This is a genomic window from Streptomyces sp. NPDC012794, from assembly GCF_042901085.1.
Lineage (GTDB): Bacteria > Actinomycetota > Actinomycetes > Streptomycetales > Streptomycetaceae > Streptomyces.
Genome location: NZ_JBIBCI010000003.1, coordinates 215,592 through 230,097 on the forward strand (window position 1 = coordinate 215,592; position 14,506 = coordinate 230,097).

Sequence of the window (14,506 nt, forward strand, 5' to 3'; positions counted from 1 at the left end):
GTATCCACCCGTGCGAAGAAGAATGTTCGGCGCGGCCGCGTCAGCAGCCGTGTTCGGCCTGCTGATACCGCTGTCCGGCTGCGGAAGTTCCTCCGGCGACGGCGAAGACGGCGATGCGCTGCGCCTGGTCGCCGCCGAATACGGCAACAACTCCGCCAACAGCTCCAAGGCTTTCTGGGACAAGGTGACGGCCGATTTCACCAAGGCCAACCCCGACATCAAGGTCGAGGTGAAGCTCATGCCGTGGGCCGACATCGACCGCGAGGTCTCCCGTATGGTCGACGCCGGCAAGGCGCCCGACATGGCCCTCATGGGCTCCTACTCGGACTTCGCCGCCCAGGGCAAGCTGTATTCCGCCGAGGAACTGCTCTCGGTCACCGCCGAGGCGAACTTCCTCCAGCCCCTCGCCGAGGCCGGGTCCGTCGGCAACACCCTCTACGGCCTGCCCTTCGTGGCGAGCAGCCGGCTGCTCTTCTACAACACCAAGCTGTTCGCCGACGCGGGCATCATCCCCAGGGACGGCTCGACGTCCTGGCAGCCCAAGACCTGGACCGACCTGAAGGCGGCCGCGACGGCGCTCAAGGCCAAGGGCGTGCGGTACCCGTACGCCCTGCCGCTGGGCCCCGAGGAGGCACACGCGGAGGCGATGATCTGGGAGCTGGGCAACGGCGGCGGCTACGCCGACAGCAGCGGCAACTACAGCCTCGCCTCGGACCAGAACATCCAGACCTTCAAGTGGCTGAAGGAGCAGCTGGTGGGCCCCGGGCTGACCGGTCCGGTCCCGCCCTCGCAGCTGAACCGCGCCGACGCCTTCGCGGCGTTCCTCCGCGGGGAGGTCGGCATGCTCAACGGCTACCCGTCGCTCTCCCACGAGGCGCGTGCCAAGGGCATCACCGTCGGCACCGTGGCCATGCCGGTCTCGGAGTACCTCGGCACCGGCGAGACCCCGCCGGCCGTGGGCGTGGCCGACTGGATGATGGCGTTCAAGCAGAACGGCAAGCGCGAGGAGATCGGCAGGTTCCTCGACTTCGTCTACCAGGACAAGAACCTGGCGGACTTCGCGGGCCGCTACCACCTGCTGCCCTCGACGGTCACCGCTTCCCGCACCCCCGCAGGCGGCGGCCTCGACAAGAACGACGAGCAGTTCCTGACCGCCCTGCGCGGCGCGCAGCTCTACCCGGTCAACGACCCGGCCTGGGTGACGGTCAGCGACACCATCAAGCGCAGCATCGGGCGGGCCGTGGAGCCGGGCGGCGACCCGAAGGCGGTCCTGGAGGACATCGCCGCCCGGGCGGGCGCCGCCTCTAAGAAGAAGCGCTGAAGGTCCCCCGCACCAGGGACCTCCGCCTCCCTGCCGCGCCCCATCCCGTACGGCAGAATGGCTCACGGCGCTTGATCCAAGGCCGTGGCCCCGTCGCCCGCCGAGCACCCACAAGGTGCGCGGGGCGACAGGCCTCCTCCGCTTTCTCCCGCCGTGCTACGCCGGGCCGTTCTTCCCGGAGAACGCCGTGCGGTAGCGCTCGCAGCCGGAGTCCCAGCGCAGCGTGCCCGTCAGCGTCCCGTAGTGGGTGCGCGTGACCGACCACTCCACCGTGTACCGACCGGTGTCGCACGGGATGCGCTTGCCGCCCGCGACCTTCTGACGCCCCGTCGCCGGCTGCCCCGTCAGCTCCTGCTCCACCTCAGCCCGCGCGGTCCCGCGCGCGTCGCGCAGTACGGCGCGCACGACGATCGGGTGCTTGCCGTTCTTCGTGGTCAGGCCCTTGTTCACCAGGACGTCGGACACGGCCCAGGCGAACTCGTACGAGGGCATCCAGGACAGCGTGTCCGGGTCGGCGACCCGGCGCTCGTCCCTCGGGTCGCCGGGGAGCGCGGGACGGGAGACCGTCTCGTACTGGATCCCGGGGTGGAAGCGGACCTGGCCCTCCAGCTTGTGCTTCTGGTCCTTGGTCCACAGGGACTTCATCTCGTGCTCGCCCCCGGCCGGGTCCTGGAGGTACCCGGTGCCCGGTGCGGCGGTGGCGGACGCCTGGCCGAGGGCGGGGGCGACGGCCGCGGCGGCCGCGGCGAGGGTGAGGGCGGCGGTGCGAGTGCGCTTCATGCCCGGACCAACGGGCCCCCGCGTCGGGCCGGAACGATGCCGCGCGCGCGTTCACCCGTACGGGAACGGCCGGCGGACGCGCAGGTGACGAACTCCGCTGCCGGGCCGGAATGCCCTCCGCGCGACTCTGGTTGTCTGTGCCCGACGGACGGACGGTCCGCGAACGGTACGGGGGACGGCATGGGTGTGACGGTGAACGGGACGACCGCGGCGGGCTGGGAGACGGTCCGGGAGGCGTTCGAGACCTTCGTGGCGCTGGAGCCCAACCCGCCGGAGGCCCAGCTGGCGGTCCGCCACCACGGGCGGACCGTGGTGGACCTGTGGGGCGGCGAGGACACCGACGGCGACACCCTCAGCGGGGTCTTCTCCATCACCAAGGGCGCCGCGCACCTGGTCGTGGCGCTGCTGGCGCAGGAGGGCGTACTGGACCTGGAGCGCCCGGTGTCGGCGTACTGGCCGGAGTTCACCGGGCACGGCAAGGAGCGGCTGACGGTGCGGCAGCTGGTCGCGCACGGCTCCGGGCTGATCGGAACCGACGAGGGCTTCTCGTACGAGGAGGTCGCGGACGACGCGTTCGTCGCGGCCCGGCTGGCCGGGCAGGAGCCGTTCTGGGAGCCCGGCACGGCGTACGGCTACCACGCCTTCGTGATCGGCGCGCTGACGGGCGAGGTGGTGCGGCGGGCCACGGGCCGCTCCCTCCAGGAGGTCTACGAGGAGCGGGTGCGGGCGCCGTACGGGCTGGACCTGTACATGGGGCTGCCGGAGGGGCTCGCGGGCCGCTGGAAGCCGGTCCTGGAAATGCTGCCGACGCCCGCGCAGGCGGAGGTGCTCGCGGCCGGCGCGATGCCCGAGATGATGCGGATCGCCTTCAACCAGCACCACGAACCGCCGATGGACGTGGTCGCGTACGCCAACCACCCGAAGGTGAAGGCCCTCGGCCCCGCCTCGGCCGGCGGCATCGGCACGGCGCGCGGCGTGGCGGCCCTGTACGCCGCGGCGATCGGCGGGCTCAACGGCCTTCCGGCGCTGCTGACCCCGGAGACCGTGGCCGACGTGGCCCGGCCGCACACCCCGGGCACGGACGCGGTCACCTCGGAGACCGACCACTTCGGGCTGGGCTTCGAGCGGCAGCACGCCGTGGGCCCGGAGGCCTTCGGGCACTGCGGCGCCGCGGGCGGGCTGGGCTTCGCCGATCCGGTCACGGGGATCGCGTACGGGTACACGCGCCGCCGCTTCGGCTTCCCGGGCGGCACGGCCCCGGAGAACGGCCCGCTGGCGGCGGCGGTGCTGAAGGTGGCGGGGGCGCTGTAGGGCCGGGCGGGCGGCACGTCAGGAGGGGTCGGGGGGCGGTGCGTACCGGGAGACAGGTGGGCCGGCCCTGCTCGTTCAGCCAGGCCAGGACCTGGTCGAGGGCGGCGATCCGCCGGCGGTCGGGGGTGAAGGCGCCGCCCGGCGCCCGGTAGTACTGGACCTCGGCGCCGCCGGCGGCTTCCCCGATCGGCTTCTTCGCGTCGAGGGTCTGCGCCTGCTGGAGGCGACGGGCTTCTTGTCCATGGACGTGTCGTGGTCCGTGGAGTGGTCGCAGAGCCGGTGGCCGGCCGCGGCCACCTTCTTGACCGGGTCGGGGTGGGCCTTGGCCTGTGGGCCGATCACGCGGAAGACGGCCTTCGCGCCGTACCGGGCCGGCACGTCCAGGATCCGGGGGTCCAGCGGGGGTGGGGGCCGTCGTCGATGGTGATGTCGACGGCGTGGCCGCCGGCCTCGGAGGCACGGGCGATGCCGTCGGGCAGCCCTGCCGGTGCGGCCCCGGGCCCGCCGGCGCCCTCGGGGCCGCCGGTACCGGTCCGGCCCGCGGTCTTCCCGGGCCGGGGGGCCTCCCGGCGGTTGGGGCCCCGGACGGGCCTCCGGCGGGCACGGAAGAGGCGGGTGCGGTCCGGGAGTTCCCGGACCGCACCCGCCTCACCGGCAGGCAGGGGGCTCAGTGCGCGAGGGAGTCCTGCGGGGCCTGCGCGGCCTTGGCGGACCCGCCGTCGGCCGGGGCCGGGCCGGCGCCCCGCAGCGGGACCTCCTTGACGAACCAGGCGAGCGCGAAGCCCAGTACGGCGATCGCCGCGCCCAGCAGGAACGCCGAGTGCGTACCGGCGGCGACCGCGTGCTGGTAGGCGTCGCGCACGGCCTCGGGGAGCTTGGCCAGGCCGGCCGCGTCCAGCTGGGCGGAGCCCGCGGCCTCGGCTGCCTGCGGGCCGAGCCGCTCGGACATGGTGTCCGTGACCCGCGAGGTGAACAGGGAGCCCATCAGCGCCACACCGAAGGAGCCTCCGAGGGTGCGGAAGAGGGTGGCCGAGGAGGAGGCCACGCCCATGTCCTTCATGTCGACGCTGTTCTGCGCCACCAGCATGGTGATCTGCATCAGGAAGCCGAGACCGGCGCCGAGGACGGCCATGTAGAGGCCGGAGACCAGGCGGGAGGTACCCGTGTCCATGGTGGCGAGGAGGAACAGGCCGACGACCATGAGGGCGCCGCCGGCGATCGGGAAGACCTTGTACCTGCCGCTGCTGGTCGTGACGCGGCCCGCGACGAGCGAGACGGCCATCATCGAGAGCAGCAGGGGCAGGAGCAGCAGGCCGGAGTTGGTGGCGGAGGCGCCCTGGACGGACTGCTGGAAGAGCGGGAGGTAGAGCACGGCGCCGAACATGGCGAAGCCGACGAGGAAGCCGATCACCGACATCAACGTGAAGTTGCGGCTGCGGAAGATGTGCAGCGGCATGACCGGCTCGGCGGCCTTGGTCTCGGCGTAGAGGAACGCGGCGGTCGACAGCACACCGACCGCACTCAGGCCGATGATCTCGGCGGAGCCCCAGGCGTACTCGGTGCCGCCCCAGGTCGTCACGAGGACGGCCGAGGTGATGGCGACGGTCAGCAGGGCCGCGCCGAGGTAGTCGATCTTGCCCTGGGCCTTCTTCTTGGGCAGGTGCAGCACCGCGCTCACCATCACGAGGGCGACGGCGCCGAGCGGGAGGTTGATGTAGAAGGACCAGCGCCAGCCCATGTGGTCGGTGATGGTGCCGCCGACCAGCGGGCCGCCGATCATGGCGAGGGCCATCACGCCGGCCATCATCCCCTGGTACTTGCCGCGCTCACGGGGCGGGATCAGGTCGCCGATGATCGCCATGACGCCGACCATCAGGCCGCCGGCGCCCAGGCCCTGGACGGCGCGGAAGCCGATCAGCTGGCCCATGTCCTGGGCCATGCCGCTGAGCACCGAGCCGACGAGGAAGATGACGATCGAGGTGAGGAAGGAGCCCTTCCGCCCGTACATGTCGCCGAGCTTGCCCCAGATCGGCGTGGAGGCGGCCGTGGCCAGGGTGTAGGCCGTGACCACCCAGGAGAGGTGTTCGAGGCCGCCGAGCTCTCCCACGATGGTCGGCATCGCGGTACCGATGATCATGTTGTCGAGCATGGCGAGCAGCATCGCGATCATGAGGGCCATCAGGACGACGCGTACGCTGCGCGGCTTCACCTCCCCGGCGCCGGCTGCCCCTGCGATGTTCTCCGCCATGTCCACTCCCCGCTCACACGCAACCGCACCGGGCACTTACTTGCCGCCCGGCTAGTTCACTACAATGGGGAAGGTAGACCCGTCACTAGCCGGGCGTCAAGTAAGTACTCGGGAGAGCCATGTCCAGCACCGGTCCGCAGCAGCCGCGCCGTGCCAACACGCGCCAGCGCATCCAGGACGTCGCACTGGAGCTCTTCGCCGAGCAGGGGTACGAGAAGACCTCGCTGCGGGAGATCGCCGAGCGGCTGGACGTCACCAAGGCGGCGCTCTACTACCACTTCAAGACCAAGGAAGACATCATCATCAGCGTCTTCGAGGACCTGACGCGTCCGATCGACGAGCTGATCGAGTGGGCGCAGGGGCAGCCGCCGACGCTGGAGACCAAGCGGGAAGTCCTGCGCCGCTACAGCGAGGCCATGGCGGCGGGCGCGCAGCTGTACCGCTTCATGCAGGAGAACCAGGCCACCATGCGCGAGCTGAGCATCGGGGAGACGGTCAAGCGCCGGCTGTTCACCCTGGTGGAACTCCTGCGCAACGAGGAGGGCCCGCTCACGGACCAGGTGCGGTGCGTGAGCGCCCTGTTCACCCTGCACGCGGGGATGATGTTCCTCCAGCACGTGGAAGGGGACCCGGAGGAGACCCGGCTGGCGGCCCTGGAGGTCGCGACGGACCTGATCACCCGGGCCCACCACGGCGAGCCGTAGCCGCGGGCGGCGGGCCCGCGGGCCTCAGGGGACCTCAGGGGCGGAGCCGCCGTTCGGACTCCTCGATGGGGATGTCGTTGACGCTGGCCTCGCGGCGGCGCATCAGGCCGTCGTCGTCGAACTCCCACTGCTCGTTGCCGTGGCTGCGCCACCACCGGCCGTCCGCGTCGTGCCACTCGTACTCGAAGCGGACGGAGATCCGGTTGCCGGTGTACGCCCAGAGCTCCTTGCGCAGGCGGTAGTCGAGCTCGCGCCGCCACTTCTCGGCGAGGAAGGCGCGGATCTCGGCGCGGCCGGTGAGGAAGCGGTCGCGGTTGCGCCAGACGGAGTCCTCGGAGTAGGCGAGCGCGACCCGGTCGGGGTCGCGGGTGTTCCAGGCGTCCTCGGCGGCCCGCACCTTGGCGCGGGCGGTCTCCTCGGTGAACGGGGGCGTGAGCATGGGCGGTTCCTCTCGGAAGGCAGCGCGGAAGCGGCGCGGACGACGGCTCGCACGACAGCTCGTACGACAGCTCGGAGAACGCTTGTTCTCAAAGTAGAGAACGAGCGTTCTCGCCGCAAGCGGTCCTCAACTACCCTTCACCCCATGGACGATGAAGAGGCCCGCACCCGGCTGCTCGACGCCGCGGAGGCGCTGTTCTACGCCGAGGGCATCCAGGCCGTCGGCATGGACCGCATCCGCGCGGAGTCGGGCGTACCGCTGAAGCGGCTCTACCGGGTCTTCCCCGCGAAGGAGGCCCTGGTCGCGGCCTACCTGGAGCGGCGCGACGCCCGCTGGACCGCCAGCCTGCGGGAGGCGGTGACGGCGGCCGCCGAGCCGGTGCCGGCCGTCTTCGACTGGCTGGCGCGGTGGTTCTCGGAGCCGGACTTCCGGGGCTGCGCCTTCCTCAACGCGTACGGGGAACTGGGCACGGGCCCCGCCGCCGTGCTGGACGTCGTACGCCGCCACAAGGCGGAGCTGCGCTCCCTGCTGGGCACCCTCACCGACTCCCCCGCCCTCGCGGACCAGCTCCTGATCCTGGCCGAGGGCGCCACGGTGGTGGCCGCCCTGAACCCGGGCCCGGAACCGGCCCTGCGGGCGCGCGAGGCGGCCCTTGGGCTGCTGGAGGCGTCGCGGGACCGGGGCGGACGTAGTGCCCTGAGCCGGTAACGGCCCCCGGCCGGGCGGAAGTTGCCGTGCACGCCCTGCGGGTGGTGTTCAGCACGGGCCATCACCTGAACGTCCGGGGAGCGGAATCCACGACGAGGATGCGCGTCCGGAAGCCGGGAGCGTTCTGCTGGTCGTGGCACCAGGGGGCCGGCACCATGCGGGTCCTCGGACCGGAGGACCCCGGCCGCTGACCCGCCGCTCCGGAGAGGCTTGACCCTCGACCTGGTGGAGGGATCAGAGTGCTGGGCGTGGGGAACGAGATGCGCAGTATCGGCGAGATGGCCCGGGACAGCGGACTGGGCGTGAGCGCGCTGCGGTTCTACGACGGCGCCGGGGTGCTGGTCCCGGACCGGGTGGATCCGGTGAGCGGGTACCGCTGGTACGGGCCCGGCCAACTGGAGGAGGCGCGCCTGCTGGCCCGTCTGCGCCGGGCCGGGATGCCGCTGGCCGACATCCGGCTGGTGACCGCCGGCTGGGCCGGGGGCGACACCGCGCTGGTGCTGAAGCTGCTCCGGGAGCACCTGCTCCGGCTGGAGCGGGGGCTTTCCGATGCGCGCAGCGAGTTCTCCATGGTCCGTGCCCTTCTCGATTCCAGGGAGATCACCATGATTCCGGCCTCCGCCGACACCCGCACCGTCCGCCTGACCCTGTCCGGACCCGCACTGGCCGCCGCGCTGGACGCGGTCCGGTTCGCGGCGAGTACCGATCCGGAACTGCCGATGCTCGGCGGGGTCCTCTTCGACATCGAGGGCCGAACGCTGCGGGTGGTGGCCACCGACCGCTACCGGCTGGCCGTCTCGGGGACCGGGATCACCGGCTCCGCGGAGTACGACGGCTCGCGCGTCCAGGCCGTCGTCCCGTCCCCGCTGGTCGACGCGATGCGGGCGCTGCTCGGTGACGGCGGGCCCGTGGAACTGGCGATCGAGGGGGACAGGGTGGTCCTGGAGGCCGGGGAGCGGCAGGCGGGCGGGCGGTGCGCCGGGGACGGCTTCCCCGACTACCGGCGGCTCGTACGGCTGCCCGCCGGGCGCCGGGCCGTGGTGGACGTCGCCGCGTTCCGGGAGGCCCTGCGTGGCGGGACGGTGCGGAGCCAGGTGCGGGAGCAGGACGGTGCGGCGTACGACGTGAGCGTGCTGGAGGTGACGGACGGGGGCACGGCGACGGTCTGCGCCCAGCTCTCGGCGGGGAACGGGACCGGGGACCGGATCGTGGACGGGACGGGGGACCGGGCCGGGGACCGCATCGGGGTGAACCGCGCCTTCCTGCTGGACGCCCTGGCCGCCGGGGACCGGGACCGCCTGGTCCTGGAGGCCGGCACGGGCACCACGCCCCTGACGGTCCGCCGGAGCGACGACGAGGAGACGTACTCGCTGCTCATGCCGGTGCGCGTGGAGGACTGAACCAGGCCGTCCCGCTCCCGGGGCTGCTCCGGCAGTCCCGGGCGCGGGAGCGGGAGCGGGGATCAGCCGAGGGCCAGGCTGATCAGGTTGTTGAAGACCACCCAGTTCTGCCCTCGGTCGGCGGCGTCACAGGGCTTCGTGGTGATCTTCGGGGTTCCCCAGGCGTTGGCGAGGCAGTACCCCGGGGCGAAAGCGAGGGAGATCTTCTGACCCGAGACGTTCCAGTACTGCCCCTGGTCGTTGGGGTTGCACGGCTTCGTCGAGACGTCCGGGGTGCCCCAGTTGTTGGCCAGACAGTAGCCGCGCGCGTCGGTGAGGGAGATCTGATGGCCCGAGAGGGTCCATTGCTGGCCCCGGTCGGCGGCATCACACGGCTTCGAGGAGATGTCGGCGGTCCCCCAGGTGTTGGCGAGGCAGTACCGGCCGGGGACCGCGGCCTGCTGGACGGTTCCCGCCGCCGCCCCGCCGGCCGGCAGGAGGCAGGCGGTCAGGGCGAGCGCGGTGAGGGCGAGCGTCTTGCGGAGGGCGGTTGCCATGATGCGGATTCCCTTCTCGACGCAGGCAGGAGTGGTTCACTCAAGCCAAAAAGAGGGAGTCATCCGGCTCGATTACGAGCACACCGAATTGATATCAGCGATCACCGGCCGGTCAATTGGATGGGACGACCACTCCACCCGCAACGAGCAGTCGGCAGATCATCCGATGACCCTCGACTGGCGAATCGACTCCCTTACGGGCACACAACAGCCGCCCCGCCCACCTGCCATAATGGCCGAAAATCCATGGTCGACACGCCGGGTCCGCCCTGCGCCACACCCCTGCGCAGGGCGGACCCGATTTCCAGTCGCGCCGCCGATATGCCGAAACGTTCCTCACCCGGAATTCCCGCTACACCGCGTCTCGACGGCGGGCGCGATATCGAGCCGAACACATATCGGTTAAATCGGGAGGGCATTCCTACGCCGCCCGGAGGGCCGCGGAAAGGGCGGGGAGGGAGTCGGCCGAGGCGTACACGGTCCTGGCGTCGACCACCCCGGCGGCACCGAGGTCGAGGCGTACGGGCGGATCCAGGTGCACGGCGACCTCCAGGGAATCGCTCACCGAGCAGGCCACCGCCTCCGGCTCGCCCGGAACGGGACGCGGCCCCCGGCCGTCCACGGTACGCACCACCGGCGACACGGACCGGACCGCCGAGCGCGGCAGTGTCACGTCCCCGAGGAACCCGGTCCGCAGGACCAGCCGCTCCGCGTCCACCTCGTGCGGGTGCCGGAGCAGCGTGGCCACCAGGGCGAACCCGGCCAGCACCAGCAGCACCTCCACCGCCGCGTGCACGGGCCGGACCGGGGGCGGCAGCATCGAGGACAGCAGGAACCCGGTCACGGCCTCCATCACGGCCAGGGTCAGCAGCAGTTGCCGCACCCCGGACGAATGCCTCACCCCCTGCGCGGCCGGGCGCCGCAGCAGTACGTCCCCCAGCGACCGGACCCACACCCGCACGATCCCGCCCCAGCTCGGCCTGGCCGTCACCGTCCCTGTCCCCCGGCCCGTCGCGGTCACGCGGCACCCACCCCTTCCCCTCGGTCATCTCCCTCCAGCGTCAGGGGAATTCGCGCGGGACGAAAGTGACAAACGTCAGCGCTGCGGCAGCACGGCCCAGGTCCGCGTCGCGCCACCGGGTTCCCGGGAGGGACATCAGTCCGGCAAGGCCGATCACCTGCTCGGCCGGCTCCGGCGGCGCCCCGCGCCCGCGCCCTCGCCCGGTATCCCCGTATGCCCACCGTTCGCCGCCCGGCGCGGGTGGACGTAGCGTCGTAGTAGCTGCCGTTCCCCTGAGGTCGTCGCCATCCGGGAGTCGCAGGGCCGTCATCCCGGCCGCACGGGATCCAGGAGCGCCGCGGTGGGAATCGCCCGGCCGGGCCGCCAGGAGCCGTCCGGCCGATCAGGCTCACGCCCTTCAGCACCCTCCGGAGGATCCCCGATGGAAGGATTCAACGCCAAGGACGGTCGTCGCGCCGTGCCGCTGTCCGGCGCGGCCGCGCCGGACAGCACCGCGAGCGCCGCCGTCGAGGACGAAGGCGGTTCGGTCCGGGCCGGCGGCGGCACGGCGGCAGCGCCCGCCCCGCCGGTGAACCGGTCCGTGAGCGGCTACGGCAACAACCTCGAACACCCCGCGCGCGGGGCCGCCGGCGCGGCCTTCCTGCGACGCGCCCCCGTCGGGTACGACGACGGCGTGAGCGCCCCGGCCGGCGCCGGGCGGCCGAGCGCCCGGGCCGTCAGCAACATCGTCTGCCGGCAGGAGGCCGACACCCTCAACGCCCAGCGCCTGACGGACCTGACCTGGATGTGGGGGCAGTTCCTCAACCACGACGTCAACCTCATCGGGGCCGCGGATCCACTGGAGAGGATCGGCATCCCCGTGCCCGCCGGCGACACCGCGTTCCCGCCGGGCAGCCAGATCCCCCTCACGCGCTCGGCGTACGACCCGTCCACCGGTACCGGACGGCGCAACCCGCGGCAGCAGCTCGACGGCTCCAACTCGTACTTCGACGCCAGCCAGGTGTACGGCCCGGACGAGGGCCGCGCCGCGGCTCTGCGAGCCGTCCAGAACCTCGGGCCGATAGCGGTCTACACCAGCGCCCTGAAGACCAGCACCGGCGTTGACGGTCCGGCCCTGCCGCTGAACACGGCCGGACTGTTCAACCAGACGGTCGGGCCGGCGGCCGGATTCTTCCTGGCCGGCGACGAGCGGGCCAACACCGGGTACGGCCTGATGAGCATCCACACGCTGTTCGTCCGGGAGCACAACCGGCTGGCCGCGCGGATCGCCGCCGAGCGCCCCACGGCCACGGCCGAGCAGGTCTACCAGCACGCCCGCAAGTGGGTCGGCGCGCTGATCGGGGCGATCACCTTCCAGGAGTTCGTCCCGGCGATCCTGGGCCCGAACGCGATCGCCCCGTACGCCGGCTACGACCCGCGCGTGGACCCCACCATGAGCGCCGAGTTCGCCACGTTCGGCTTCCGGTTCGGCCACTCGATGCTCTCCCCCGACCTGCTGATCGTGGACGACTACGGCAAAGTCCTGCGGACCGTGCCGCATGCCAAGGCGCTGCTCAACATCGGCATCGTCAACGAGTACGGCATCGGGCCGGTGTTCAAGGGCTTCGCGTCGCAGATCATGCAGGAGGTCGACGTCTCGGTGATCGAGGCGATGCGCAGCATCCAGCTGACCGGCGCACCGCCGCTGGACCTGGTGGCCGTGGACATCCAGCGCGCCCGCGACCACGGGATCCCGGACTACAACCGGTGCCGCGAGGCGTACGGGCTGCCCCCGCGCCGCACGTTCGCCGAGCTGACGCCGGACCCGGCGGTACAGGCGAAGCTGAGCGCCGCGTACGGCGACGTCTGCCTGGTCGACCCGCTGATCGGCGGGCTGGCGGAGCCGCACGTGCCCGGCACGGCGTTCGGTCCGCTGTTCACTGCGGTCATCACCGACCAGCTCACCCGCACCCGGGCCGGCGACCGGCTCTGGTTCGAGAACGACCCGGCCCTCACGCCGGCCGAGGTGGCCGCGGTCAAGAGCACGAGGATGTCGGACGTGATCAAGCGGAACACGCAGATCTCGAACATCCAGGACGACGTCTTCCACTTGCCGGTGTGACGGGCTCCCCGCGCGTCGGGCGTCCGGCAGTTTTATACCTAGCCGGCGGCGCCGCGGGGGAAGGTGATCTCGACGCGGCGGTTCTTCTTGCGGCCCTCTTCGGTGCTGTTGTCGGCGATCGGGTAGTCCTCGCTGTAGCCGCGGACGTCGTAGGTGACGCCGGGGCTGGTGACGGTCTTGGCCAGCTCGGCCTGGACGGCGTCGGCGCGCTGCTTGGAGAGCTCCTTGCCGTGCTCGTAGCTGCCCTGGTCGTCGGTGAAGCCGAAGACGCGGATGCGGGTGGCCTTCTGGGTGTTGATCTCCTGCGCGATGGCCTGGATGCGGGAGGCGGCCTGGGCGTTGAAGACGGCGCTGTTCTCCGGGAAGAGGACCTCGGACTGCAGGGCCATCATCACGTTCTGGTTGGTCTCCTGGCGGCGCTGCTCACCGCCGAGGTCTTCGACGACTTCGGCGATGTCGAGCACCTTGATCGGCGCGAGGGTGCCGCCCTGGGGGATCTTGAGGCCCGGGGCGTTCGGGTCGACCTGCACGGGCGCGGCGGCCGACGGCTCCGTGCCGGGGGGTACGGAAGGCTTCGGGTCGTCGGCGTGGGCGCTTGTCGCGCCGATGAGGTGGGTCCCGGCGATGACGAGGGCGGCGACGGCTGTGGCGGCGGCTACGCGGTGGCGTTTGGTCATGGGGTCACCCGGAGATTTTGACGGTGGCCGAGGTGAAGGTGGGGAGGCTAAATTCTACTTCGCTGGTGGAGGCTGGAGGCGCTGGGAACTGAGCGAAGAAGGGAACGACCTTGCCGGCATCAACGCTGGAAATACCAGTCGTACACAGGCACCTGGACTCGGTGTCCCGAAGGACGTAGTAGCGCTTCTTTCCCACCTTGTCGACGAGGGTTGCCCCCGCCACGGACTCTCCACTGCCCTTCAATTCGATCCCACGCCAATCTGAAGTCCGAGTGAATGACTGGCTACCAGCGTTCTTGATCTGTCCATTGACCGTGACGAAGCCACCGGAATCTCGTCGCACCGAGTTGATCACCAGAGACATTCCGGCCTCTCCGCTGAGGGTTGCAATCACTTCGGTAGGCTCCGGGCTCGGCCCCTTATTCGACGCCGCCGCTCCCTGAGCCGGCGGTGAAGCAGGCTTCTCAGGAGACTTCGGTTTGTCGTCGCCACCTCCACCACACCCGGCCAACGTGAGGGCCAAGACCGCTGCAACCGCGGCGGTCGCTCCCCCGCGCGCCTTCAACGTTTGCCGCATGCTCATGTGGCTGCTTCCTTGTCAGTCGCTCGCTGTTAATCGGTCAGTCGCACATCGAAGAGGCTTCTCCCCAACGCGCGCCAAGGATCGGGTTTCGAGGGGTCGAAGACGATTTCTTCCCCCCCCTTACACTGAAATTTCACGGACGCGGGCTTAGGCTTACCTTCAGGCAGCGGGGGACTCACCGTAGAAGTCGGCGAAGGCGCTGGAGTAGGTTCCGGGAGAGCCCCCAGGCGGCAGCGGGGTTCGATCACCGCGATGGCATCAGCGGTTCCACGCATGGCTTCGGTTCCCGGAATGACCGAACTACCAACGGTTCCGTTCGTCTCGACGGTGACCTTAAAGCTGAGACCATTGGGAACGCATGTCGCCGTGGCGTCATTGCTCGCAGCAAATTTGGCAGCCAGCCCACAGGCTCCTGTGTAGTCGAACCGGCGCCCCTTGAGGATCGCTTCCCACTCCTCCGGCTGCAGCTCAGCAAGGATCAGCCCCGGCAGCAAGTGGTCCCTGGCCTCTTGGGCCGCAGCCAGCACCGCCGCATCCGCAGCACCCTGCGCATCACTGCGCGTGACCGAGGCCTGCCCGATGACGAAAAGGGCGAGCGCGGAAAAGAGAAGGCCAACGATCATCACCACGTAGACAGGGGCAGCTTGCCCTCGATCACCACCGCACCTGGCGAACAA

15 protein-coding genes are annotated in these 14,506 nt (G+C 71.1%); 6 read left to right on the plus strand and 9 right to left on the minus strand.

What is annotated here, in order from left to right:
- Nucleotides 1-22 precede the first annotated feature (22 nt).
- Nucleotides 23-1,321 carry an extracellular solute-binding protein gene (locus tag ACFY7H_RS07040; RefSeq protein ID WP_388934992.1) on the plus strand — a complete coding sequence of 433 codons (1,299 nt, stop codon included), beginning with the start codon at nucleotides 23-25 and terminating at the stop codon, nucleotides 1,319-1,321.
- Between the two features lie 156 nt (nucleotides 1,322-1,477).
- On the opposite strand, the gene ACFY7H_RS07045 is transcribed toward ACFY7H_RS07040, so the two are convergent.
- Nucleotides 1,478-2,101 carry a hypothetical protein gene (locus tag ACFY7H_RS07045; protein ID WP_388934257.1) on the minus strand — a complete coding sequence of 208 codons (624 nt, stop codon included), beginning with the start codon at nucleotides 2,099-2,101 and terminating at the stop codon, nucleotides 1,478-1,480.
- Between the two features lie 186 nt (nucleotides 2,102-2,287).
- On the opposite strand from ACFY7H_RS07045, the gene ACFY7H_RS07050 reads away from it, so the two are divergent.
- Nucleotides 2,288-3,412, plus strand: coding sequence for a serine hydrolase domain-containing protein (locus ACFY7H_RS07050; RefSeq protein WP_388934995.1), 1,125 nt, complete (start codon nucleotides 2,288-2,290; stop codon nucleotides 3,410-3,412).
- A gap of 75 nt (nucleotides 3,413-3,487) precedes the next feature.
- Here ACFY7H_RS07050 and ACFY7H_RS07055 read toward each other — a convergent pair whose 3' ends face one another.
- Complete coding sequence (locus ACFY7H_RS07055; protein WP_388934259.1) at nucleotides 3,488-3,790, minus strand: polysaccharide deacetylase family protein; 303 nt, start codon at nucleotides 3,788-3,790, stop codon at nucleotides 3,488-3,490.
- 289 nt (nucleotides 3,791-4,079) lie between these two features.
- Entirely contained in the window at nucleotides 4,080-5,660 is a 1,581-nt protein-coding gene (locus tag ACFY7H_RS07060; protein WP_388934261.1) for an MDR family MFS transporter, read from the minus strand.
- Between the two features lie 119 nt (nucleotides 5,661-5,779).
- Here ACFY7H_RS07060 and ACFY7H_RS07065 point away from each other — a divergent pair, with 119 nt between their 5' ends.
- Nucleotides 5,780-6,364 (plus strand): TetR/AcrR family transcriptional regulator, encoded by a 585-nt coding sequence (locus ACFY7H_RS07065; protein ID WP_388934264.1) that lies wholly within the window; start codon nucleotides 5,780-5,782, stop codon nucleotides 6,362-6,364.
- Between the two features lie 34 nt (nucleotides 6,365-6,398).
- Here the strand turns inward: ACFY7H_RS07065 and ACFY7H_RS07070 are convergent, their stop codons facing one another.
- Entirely contained in the window at nucleotides 6,399-6,803 is a 405-nt protein-coding gene (locus tag ACFY7H_RS07070; RefSeq protein ID WP_388934267.1) for a nuclear transport factor 2 family protein, read from the minus strand.
- Nucleotides 6,804-6,947: 144 nt separating this feature from the next.
- Here ACFY7H_RS07070 and ACFY7H_RS07075 point away from each other — a divergent pair, with 144 nt between their 5' ends.
- Entirely contained in the window at nucleotides 6,948-7,511 is a 564-nt protein-coding gene (locus ACFY7H_RS07075) for a TetR/AcrR family transcriptional regulator (protein ID WP_388934270.1), read from the plus strand.
- A gap of 248 nt (nucleotides 7,512-7,759) precedes the next feature.
- Nucleotides 7,760-8,911 (plus strand): MerR family transcriptional regulator, encoded by a 1,152-nt coding sequence (locus tag ACFY7H_RS07080; protein WP_388934272.1) that lies wholly within the window; start codon nucleotides 7,760-7,762, stop codon nucleotides 8,909-8,911.
- Nucleotides 8,912-8,973: 62 nt separating this feature from the next.
- On the opposite strand, the gene ACFY7H_RS07085 is transcribed toward ACFY7H_RS07080, so the two are convergent.
- Both ACFY7H_RS07085 and ACFY7H_RS07090 read right to left on the minus strand, forming a co-directional pair.
- Complete coding sequence (locus ACFY7H_RS07085) at nucleotides 8,974-9,447, minus strand: ricin-type beta-trefoil lectin domain protein (protein ID WP_388934274.1); 474 nt, start codon at nucleotides 9,445-9,447, stop codon at nucleotides 8,974-8,976.
- Nucleotides 9,448-9,868: 421 nt separating this feature from the next.
- Nucleotides 9,869-10,438 (minus strand): hypothetical protein, encoded by a 570-nt coding sequence (locus ACFY7H_RS07090; protein WP_388934277.1) that lies wholly within the window; start codon nucleotides 10,436-10,438, stop codon nucleotides 9,869-9,871.
- 451 nt (nucleotides 10,439-10,889) lie between these two features.
- Between ACFY7H_RS07090 and ACFY7H_RS07095 the strand changes: the two genes are divergently transcribed.
- Nucleotides 10,890-12,569 carry a peroxidase family protein gene (locus tag ACFY7H_RS07095; RefSeq protein ID WP_388934280.1) on the plus strand — a complete coding sequence of 560 codons (1,680 nt, stop codon included), beginning with the start codon at nucleotides 10,890-10,892 and terminating at the stop codon, nucleotides 12,567-12,569.
- A gap of 38 nt (nucleotides 12,570-12,607) precedes the next feature.
- Here the strand turns inward: ACFY7H_RS07095 and ACFY7H_RS07100 are convergent, their stop codons facing one another.
- Genes ACFY7H_RS07100 through ACFY7H_RS07110 form a run of 3 tightly spaced genes read right to left on the minus strand, consistent with a single transcriptional unit; the run spans nucleotide 12,608 to nucleotide 14,506 of the window.
- Nucleotides 12,608-13,246 (minus strand): OmpA family protein, encoded by a 639-nt coding sequence (locus tag ACFY7H_RS07100; RefSeq protein ID WP_388934283.1) that lies wholly within the window; start codon nucleotides 13,244-13,246, stop codon nucleotides 12,608-12,610.
- Between the two features lie 4 nt (nucleotides 13,247-13,250).
- Entirely contained in the window at nucleotides 13,251-13,829 is a 579-nt protein-coding gene (locus tag ACFY7H_RS07105; RefSeq protein ID WP_388934286.1) for a hypothetical protein, read from the minus strand.
- A 29-nt stretch (nucleotides 13,830-13,858) separates the two neighbouring features.
- Nucleotides 13,859-14,506 carry a pilus assembly protein TadG-related protein gene (locus ACFY7H_RS07110; protein ID WP_388934289.1) on the minus strand — a complete coding sequence of 216 codons (648 nt, stop codon included), beginning with the start codon at nucleotides 14,504-14,506 and terminating at the stop codon, nucleotides 13,859-13,861.

Excerpts from the sequence above, each read along its gene's own strand:
- ACFY7H_RS07070 (WP_388934267.1), bottom strand. The coding sequence starts at position 6,803 with ATGCTCACGCCCCCGTTCACCGAGGAGACCGCCCGCGCCAAGGTGCGG.
- ACFY7H_RS07040 (WP_388934992.1), top strand. The coding sequence starts at position 23 with ATGTTCGGCGCGGCCGCGTCAGCAGCCGTGTTCGGCCTGCTGATACCG.
- ACFY7H_RS07105 (WP_388934286.1), bottom strand. The coding sequence starts at position 13,829 with ATGAGCATGCGGCAAACGTTGAAGGCGCGCGGGGGAGCGACCGCCGCG.
- ACFY7H_RS07060 (WP_388934261.1), bottom strand. The coding sequence starts at position 5,660 with ATGGCGGAGAACATCGCAGGGGCAGCCGGCGCCGGGGAGGTGAAGCCG.
- ACFY7H_RS07100 (WP_388934283.1), bottom strand. The coding sequence starts at position 13,246 with ATGACCAAACGCCACCGCGTAGCCGCCGCCACAGCCGTCGCCGCCCTC.
- ACFY7H_RS07085 (WP_388934274.1), bottom strand. The coding sequence starts at position 9,447 with ATGGCAACCGCCCTCCGCAAGACGCTCGCCCTCACCGCGCTCGCCCTG.
- ACFY7H_RS07075 (WP_388934270.1), top strand. The coding sequence starts at position 6,948 with ATGGACGATGAAGAGGCCCGCACCCGGCTGCTCGACGCCGCGGAGGCG.
- ACFY7H_RS07065 (WP_388934264.1), top strand. The coding sequence starts at position 5,780 with ATGTCCAGCACCGGTCCGCAGCAGCCGCGCCGTGCCAACACGCGCCAG.
- ACFY7H_RS07045 (WP_388934257.1), bottom strand. The coding sequence starts at position 2,101 with ATGAAGCGCACTCGCACCGCCGCCCTCACCCTCGCCGCGGCCGCCGCG.
- ACFY7H_RS07095 (WP_388934280.1), top strand. The coding sequence starts at position 10,890 with ATGGAAGGATTCAACGCCAAGGACGGTCGTCGCGCCGTGCCGCTGTCC.